The sequence below is a fragment of the Kitasatospora sp. NPDC036755 genome (assembly GCF_040636595.1).
Lineage (GTDB): Bacteria > Actinomycetota > Actinomycetes > Streptomycetales > Streptomycetaceae > Kitasatospora.
Map to the genome: position 1 here is coordinate 1 of NZ_JBEZUT010000385.1, position 7,546 is coordinate 7,546.

Below are 7,546 nucleotides of genomic sequence, written 5' to 3' on the forward strand. Positions count from 1 at the left end.
GGTCTCCGCGGTGGTGGCCGTGCCGAACTGGTCCTTCTCCAGCAGGAGTACGTCGATGCCGGCCTTGGCGCAGTGGTAGGCGATGGACACGCCGACGCCCGCCCCCAGGGCCGCGCCCGCGAGGACATCGCCGGGGTAGTGCACGCCGGTGTAGACGCGCGAGAACGCCACCGCCGCCGCGACCGGCGCGACGGCCGCGCCCAGCAGCGGGGACTCGATGGCCACGCCGGTGGCGAAGGCGGCCGCGGAGGCCGCGTGGCCGGAGGGGAAGGAGGTGGTGACGGGCTGCCGCAGCAGCCTGCGGATGGCGGGCACGCCGTCCGCCGCCGGGCGGGGGCGGCGGGTGGCGTGTTTGGCGACGGTGTTGGCGGTGGCCGAGGCGATGGCCAGGGATCCGAGCCCCCGCAGGGCCGCGCGCCGGCCGCGGCGTCCGCCGACGGTGCCGAGGACGGCGGCGGTGGCCGTCCAGAGCACCCCGTGGTCGGCGGCCCTGCTCAGCGCCCGCAGCCATGGCCGCGTGCCGTGCAGCGGCGCGGCGGCGATGCGGTCGAACAGGGCCCGGTCGATGGCGTCCAGTCGTGTGGTCCCCAGTCGTGTCATCCGACGAGCCTAACGAAGCGGGCCCGCCGTGCCGAGGAGGTGACCGCCCGGGTGTGTCCCCGGACGGCCGTACGGGGTTCGGGCCCGGATCAGGCCTGGTCCGTGGAGATGGCCACCAGCTTGGTCACCGAGCCGTCGTCCCCGACCACGTCGCGCAGGTGCCGGAAGCCGAGCCGGTGGCACATCGTCAGGCTCGGCGTGTTCTCCGCGCCGACCATGCCGTAGACCTCCTTGAGTCCCAGCTCCTCACCGGCGTAGCGGATCAGGCCGCGCACCACCTCGCCGCCCAGGCCCCGGCCCCAGAACGCCGGGGCCAGCGCGGTGACCAGCTCGTGGCCGTCGACGTTCCCGGCGCGCTTGACCTCGGCGTGGCCCGCGTACGCGCCGTCCACCCAGAGGCCCCAGACGTCGAAGAGGTTCTGCGGGTAGACGTCGCTCAGGATCGCGCGGAACAGCGTGCGGATGTCCGGCTCGGGCACGAGGTCCTGGCCCATCCAGCGGCACACGTCCGCGTCGCGCAGCAGGGAGACGAAGGCGTCCTCGTCCTCGGTCCGGTAGGGGATGAACTCCAGGTGCTCGGTGCGCAGCGGAGGGGTCATGCTGCTCTCCTCGGGTCGTGGTGGTTCGGTGGTTCGGTGGTTCGGTGGTTCGGTGGTTCGGTGGTTCGGTGACGCGGCGGTGCGGTGGTGGGGACGGGGCCGGCCGGCCCGCACGCGGCCGGCTGCCGTCCCGCAGCCGGTCAGGCCCGGGCGTTCTCCATGCGCTCGCGCAGGCTCTTCGGGCGCATGTCGGTCCACACCTCGTCGACGTAGGCGGTGCACTCGGCCTCGGTGCCCTCGGTGCCGACGGCCTGCCAGCCGGCCGGTACGTCGAGCTCGGCGGGCCAGAGGGAGTACTGCTCCTCGTCGTTGCGCAGCACCTGGTAGCGGGTGTTCTCGTCCATGTCGGGCTCCTTCGTCGTCGTCATCGGTCGGTCGTGGCGGGGTTCGGTGCGGGTGGGTGGTGGCGGGTGGTGGTGGGCGTCACCGTCCTTCCCGGGCGTGCCGGGCGATCTGCCGCAGGGCGGCGGCGAAGTCCTCGGCCGCCCGGCGGACGGCCTCGGTGCCGTGGACGGCGGGCCGGTGGTGCCAGGTGAAGGCGAGGCGTCCGCTCCGGGCGGCGCCGACCACCTCCAGCGGGTGGGAGCCGCCGTCCCGGGGGTCGTGGTCCTGGCCGAAGGAGCCGAGCTCCGCGCGGACCAGACCGTCCCCGGCGGTCTCGGGCCTGGCGTCCCACTGGCCGAGGTAGTTGAAGACGACCTGGCCGTGCCCGCCGGCGGCGAGCCGCTCGCGGACCTCGGGGGTGCCGAAGGTGCGCAGCGCGCCGAAGCCGAGGCCGTTGCCGGGCACCGCGCGCAGTTGCCGGCGGACGGACTTCACCAGGGCGCGCCAGTCGCGGTCCGGGTCGGGCGCGGCGGGGTCGGGGACGTGGAAGCCGACGGGGTGGACGGTGGTGAACCAGCCGACCGTGCGGGAGAGGTCGACGCCCTCCAGCAGGTCCTCCCGACCGTGGCCCTCCAGGTCCAGGCCGATCCGCTCCTGGCCGCTCCAGCGGGCCAGGGCGAGGGCGAGGGCGGCGAGCAGCACGTCGTTGACCCGGGTGCGGTAGGCGGCGGGGGCGGCACGCAGCAGCGCCTCGGTGTCCGCCTCGTCGAGTTCGACGGTGACCGCCGCGCGGGCCGAGACGTCGCCACCGGTGTCGTCACCGCCGGTGCCGTCACCGCCGGGGCCGTCGCCGGGCCCGTCCAGGCCGCCGGGCAGGGCCGCCCGGGCGCTCACCGCCTCCTCCCAGTACGGGAGTTCGTGGTCCAGGCCGCCCTCGGCGACGTGGGCGGAGAGCCGCCGCGCCCAGTCCTGGAAGGAGGTGCCGCGCTCCCCCAGGGTGATCGCCTCGCCGCGGGCGGCCTGCGCGTGGGCGCTCTCCAGGTCGTCGCGCAGCACCCGCCAGGAGACGGCGTCGACGACGAGGTGGTGGGCGGCCAGGAGCAGCAGCGCCGGGTGGTCGGGGTGGCCGGTGAACAGGGCGGCGCGCAGCAGCGGGCCGCGGGCGAGGTCGAAGCCGGCGTGGAGTTCGTCGGCGGCCTTGGCCATGGCGGCGTCGGCGGCCTCGGTGCCCTGCCCGGTCAGGTCGCAGTGGACCAGGAGGTCCTCGACGGGCGCGGGCGGCGGGTTGAACTGGTGCCAGCCGGCCTCGTCGTGCGTGAAGCGCATCCGCAGGCCGTCGTGGTGTTCGAGCAGGGCGTCGAGGGCGGCGCGCAGGGCCCGCGGGTCGGGGTCGGCGGCGAGTTCGAGCAGGGTGGACTGGTTGAAGTGGTGGTGGGCGGCGCGCGGGGTGGTCAGGAACCACTCCTGGATGGGGGTGAGCGGGACGTCCCCGGTGACCGGGCCGTCGTCGGTGCGCTCGCCGGCGGCCTGGACGACGGTGGCCAGTTCGGCCACGGTCTGGTGGCTGAAGAGGTCCCGGGTGGCCATCCGCAGGCCGTCGCGGCGCAGCCGGGACACCACCTGCATGGTGAGGATGGAGTCGCCGCCGAGCAGGAAGAAGTTGTCGTCGGCGCCGACCCGTTCGAGGCCGAGGACGTCGGCCCAGATCCGGGCGATCCGGCGTTCGAGGTCGGTCTCCGGGTCCCGGCCGGGGGCGGCGGTGGCCTGGACGGGTCCGGGGTCGGGCAGGGCGCGCCGGTCGAGCTTGCCGTTGGGGGTGAGCGGCAGGCGCTCCAGTGGGACGAAGGCCGCGGGGACCAGGTGCGGCGGCAGCGACTCGGCCAGGTGGAGCCGCAGTTCGAGGGCGGGAGCGCCCCGCTCGGCGTCGGCCGGGACGACGTAGCCGACCAGTCGGCCGCCGCCGGGGCCGTCGGCGCGGACGGTCACGACGGCGTCGCGCACCAGGGGGCTGCGGCGCAGGGCGCTCTCGATCTCGCCCGGTTCGATCCGGAAGCCGCGCAGCTTGATCTGCTCGTCGGCGCGTCCGGCGAACCGGAGCCGGCCGTCGGCGTCGCGGCGGGCGAGGTCGCCGGTGCGGTACATCCGGGCGCCGGCCGGGCCGTGCGGGTCGGCGAGGAAGCGGGCGGCGGTCAGGCCTGGGCGGCCCTGGTAGCCGCGGGCGAGGCCGGGGCCGGCCAGGTAGAGCTCGCCGGTGACGCCGGGCGGTACCGGCCGCAGCGCGGTGTCCAGGACGTAGGCGCGGGTGGCGCCGCTGGGCCGGCCGATCGTGGGGCTGCCGGTGCCGGGGGCGAGCGGTTCGGTCCAGCTGGCGACGACGGTGGCCTCGGTGGGGCCGTAGGAGTTGATCATCCGCCGGCCGGGGGCCCAGGTGTCGACCAGGTCGGCGGGGCAGGCCTCGGCGCCGACCACCAGGGTGCGCAGCCCGGTGAGGGCGGCGGCCGGCGCGGGGTCCACGGTGGCCAGGGCCGCCGGGGGGATCAGGGTGTGGCTGATCCGGCGGTCGGCGAGCACCTCGGCGAGCCGTTCGCCGACCAGCGGGCCCTCCTCGCCGGTGACCAGGGCGGCCCCGGAGAGCAGTGAGATGCACAGCTCCAGCACGGAGGCGTCGAAGCTGGGCGAGGCGAACTGGAGCACCCGGTCGCCGGGGCCGACGGCGTACTGCTCGGCGGCGGCGGCCGCGAAGACGGCGAGGCCGCTGTGGGTGACCAGGACGCCCTTGGGCGTTCCGGTGGAGCCCGAGGTGTAGATGGCGTAGGCGGGGTGGGCGGGGGTGAGGCCTTCGGTGCGGTCGGCGTCGGTGGGCGGGGTGTCCGGCCCGTCGGCGGCCCAGACCTCGGCCGGGTCGTCGAGCAGCAGGTGGGCGCCGGAGTCGCGGACCATGAACTCCCGCCGGGGCGCCGGGTAGTCCGGGTCGACGGGGAGGAAGGCGCCGCCGGCCTTGGCGACGGCGAGCTGGGCGACGACCATGGCCGCCGAGCGGGGCAGGGCGAGGGCGACCAGCCGCTCCGGTCCGACGCCGCGCCCGATGAGCCGGTGGGCGAGCCGGTTGGCGGCCCGGTCCAGTTCGGCGTAGCCGATCTCCCGCTCGCCGTCGAGCAGTGCCGGTGCGTCGGGGGTGGCGGCGGCCTGCCGTTCGAACAGCTCGGCCAGGGTCGCCTCGGGCACCGGGCGGAAGGTGCCGCGGGTCTCGGCGGGCGGCGTGTCCGGGCCGGCCAGCGGCAGGGCGCCGACGGCCCGGGCCGGGTCCTGGACGACGGCGGTCAGCAGGGCGGCGAGCTGGCCGGCCATCCGCTCGACGGTGTCCGCGTCGAACAGGTCGGTGTTGTAGGTGAGCAGGCCGTGCAGCGCGCCGCCGTCGGCCTCGGCGAACTCCAGGACCAGGTCGAAGGCCGTGCGGGTGTTGTCGGTCTCGACGTCGGCCACGTCCAGGCCGGGCAGGTCGAGGGCGGCGGACGGGGTGTTCTGGAGCACCACGAGGACCTGGAAGAGCGGGCTGCGGCTGGTGTCGCGTTCCGGCTGGACCTCGTCGACGACCTTCTCGAACGGCACGTCCTGGTGGGCGAAGGCGTCCAGGACGGTCTGCCGCACGTCGCCGAGGAGCGCCTCGAAGGGCCGCTCGGGCTCGATCCGGGAGCGCAGCACCAGGGTGTTGACGAAGAATCCGACCAGGTTCTGCGTCTCGGGCCGGTCGCGGCCGGAGGTGACGGTGCCGACGGCGACGTCGGTGTCCCCGCCGAGCCGGGCCAGATAGGCCTGGGCGGCGGCGACCAGGGTGGTGAACAGGGTGGTGCCGCGCTCCCGGCCGACGGCGGCCAGTCGGCGGGCGGTGTCGGCGGGCAGCTCCAGCCGGGCGGTGGCGCCGTTGCTGGTGCGCACCGCGGGCCGGGGCCGGTCGGTGGGCAGCCGCAGCGCGCCGACGCCCTCCAACTGCCGCTTCCAGTAGTCGAGTTGTTCCTCGGCGGGGGCGCCGGCGGTGCGCTGCCAGTGCGCGTAGTCGGCGTACTGCACCGGCAGCGGCGCCAACGGGGGCTCCGTGGAGCCGAGTTCGGCGCGGTAGAGGTGGGCGAGGTCGGTGAGCAGCACACCGGTGGACCAGCCGTCGGTGACGATGTGGTGCAGGGTGAGGGCGAGCACGTGCTCGCCGTCGGCCAGCCTGGCCAGGGCGGGGCGCAGCAGCGGCCCGCGACGCAGGTCGAAGGGGCGGGCGCGCTCGGCGGCGAGCAGCGCGCCCAGCGCCTCCGCCCGCCCCCCGTCCGGCAGTTCGGCGAGGTCGTGCAGCGGCAGCGGGACGTCCTGCGGCGGGTGGACGAGCTGGACGCCGTGGCCGTCGACGCTGTCGAAGGTGGTGCGCAGCGACTCGTGCCGGGCCGCCAGGGCGCCCAGCGCCGCGCCGAGCGCGCCGGTGTCCAGGGTGCCGCGCAGCCGCAGCGCGAGCGCGGTGGCGTACTCGGCGCCGCCGGGAGCGAACTCCTCCAGGAACCAGAGGCGTTGCTGGGCGTAGGACATCGGGGCGGCGCCCTCGCGGGGCACCGGGAGCACCGGCGGGCGGGCCGGGGCGGCCGGTTCCGCGGTGAGCAGCCGGGCCAGGCCGGCCGGGGTGGGGTGGTCGAAGACCGCGCGCGGCCCGAGGTCGGCGCCGAAGGCCTCGGCGAGGCGGGCGGCGAGGCGGATGCTGAGGATGGAGTCGCCGCCCAGCTCGAAGAAGCCCTCGTCCACGCCGGGCGGGCGGATGCCGAGGACCTCGGCGAAGACCTCGGCGGTGCGGCGTTCGGCGTCGGTGCGCGGCTCGGTGCGGGAGCGGCGCTCGCCGCCGGCTTCCGGCGCCGGGAGGGCGGAGCGGTCGACCTTGCCGTTGCGGCTCAGCGGGAGCGCGGCGAGCGGGACGAAGGCGGCCGGCACGAGGTAGTCGGGCAGGCTGCGGGCGGCGAAGGCCCGCAGCTCCTCGGGGTCGGCGGCGCCGACCGGGTAGGCGACCAGCCGGCGGGCGCCGGGCCGGTCCTCGCGGACGACCACGGCGACGTCGGTGACCAGCGGGTGGGCGGCCAGCGCGGCCTCCACCTCGGCGGGCTCGACCCGGAAGCCCCGGATCTTCACCTGGTCGTCGGCGCGGCCGAGGAACTCCACGGTGCCGTCGGCGCGCCGCCGGGCGAGGTCCCCGGTGCGGTACATCCGGGCGCCGGGCGGGCCGGCCGGGTCGGCGAGGAAGCGGGCGGCGGTCGCCCCCGGGCGGCCGAGGTAGCCGCGGGCCAGGCCCTCGCCGGCCAGGTACAGCTCGCCCGCGCAGCCCGGCGGGACGGGCCGCAGCCGCCGGTCCAGGACGTGCACCCGCCGGTCGTCCAGCGGGCGGCCGATCGGGACGGTGCCGGGCACCGCGGCGGCGTCGGCCAGGGCGTGGGCGGTGGCGAAGGTGGTGGTCTCGGTGGGCCCGTAGCCGTCCACCACGGTGAGCCCGGGGCAGGCCGCCAGGACGCGGCGCACGGCGGCGGCGGGCACCACGTCGCCGCCGGTCCACAGGGCCCGCAGGCCGGTGAAGCAGTCCGGCGCGTCCTGGGCGAGCAGCCGGAACAGTCCGGCGGTGAGCCAGAGCGCGGTCGGTCCGTCCGGTCCGGCGAGGCGGCGCAGCACGGTGGCGTCCACCGGGCCCTCGGGGGCGACGAGGACGCAGCCGCCGTTCAGCAGGGGCGCCCACACCTCGAAGGTGGCGGCGTCGAAGGCGACCGGCGAGTGCAGCAGCACCCGGGCGCAGCTGCCGTCGGCGAAGCGGCTGTCGGTGGCGAGCGACGCCACGTCGCGGTGCCGGACGGCGACGGCCTTGGGCTCGCCGGTGGAGCCGGAGGTGTACATCACGTACGCCAGCCGGTCCGGATCGGCGGGCCAGCTCACCGGCAGACCCGCGAAAGCCCGCGTCCAGGTGCGCAAGGTCCTCCAGCCCTTGCGCATCCGACCACCGGACAGTCGCCGCC

General features: G+C 76.7%; 4 protein-coding genes. All 4 read right to left on the minus strand.

Annotation, left to right across the window (positions count from 1 at the left end; all coding sequences use genetic code 11):
- A partial coding sequence (locus tag AB0E96_RS35810) for a phosphatase PAP2 family protein (RefSeq protein ID WP_359830102.1) occupies positions 1–600 on the minus strand: 600 nt, incomplete at its 3' end.
- A gap of 89 nt (positions 601–689) precedes the next feature.
- Positions 690–1,199 carry a GNAT family N-acetyltransferase gene (locus tag AB0E96_RS35815; protein ID WP_359830103.1) on the minus strand — a complete coding sequence of 170 codons (510 nt, stop codon included), beginning with the start codon at positions 1,197–1,199 and terminating at the stop codon, positions 690–692.
- A gap of 140 nt (positions 1,200–1,339) precedes the next feature.
- On the minus strand, positions 1,340–1,543 hold the full coding sequence (locus tag AB0E96_RS35820; RefSeq protein WP_359830105.1) for an MbtH family NRPS accessory protein: 204 nt from the start codon (positions 1,541–1,543) through the stop codon (positions 1,340–1,342).
- Between the two features lie 79 nt (positions 1,544–1,622).
- Positions 1,623–7,502 (minus strand): amino acid adenylation domain-containing protein, encoded by a 5,880-nt coding sequence (locus AB0E96_RS35825; protein WP_359830107.1) that lies wholly within the window; start codon positions 7,500–7,502, stop codon positions 1,623–1,625.
- Between the last annotated feature and the right edge of the window lie 44 nt (positions 7,503–7,546).

Excerpts from the sequence above, each read along its gene's own strand:
- AB0E96_RS35820 (WP_359830105.1), bottom strand. The coding sequence starts at position 1,543 with ATGGACGAGAACACCCGCTACCAGGTGCTGCGCAACGACGAGGAGCAG.
- AB0E96_RS35815 (WP_359830103.1), bottom strand. The coding sequence starts at position 1,199 with ATGACCCCTCCGCTGCGCACCGAGCACCTGGAGTTCATCCCCTACCGG.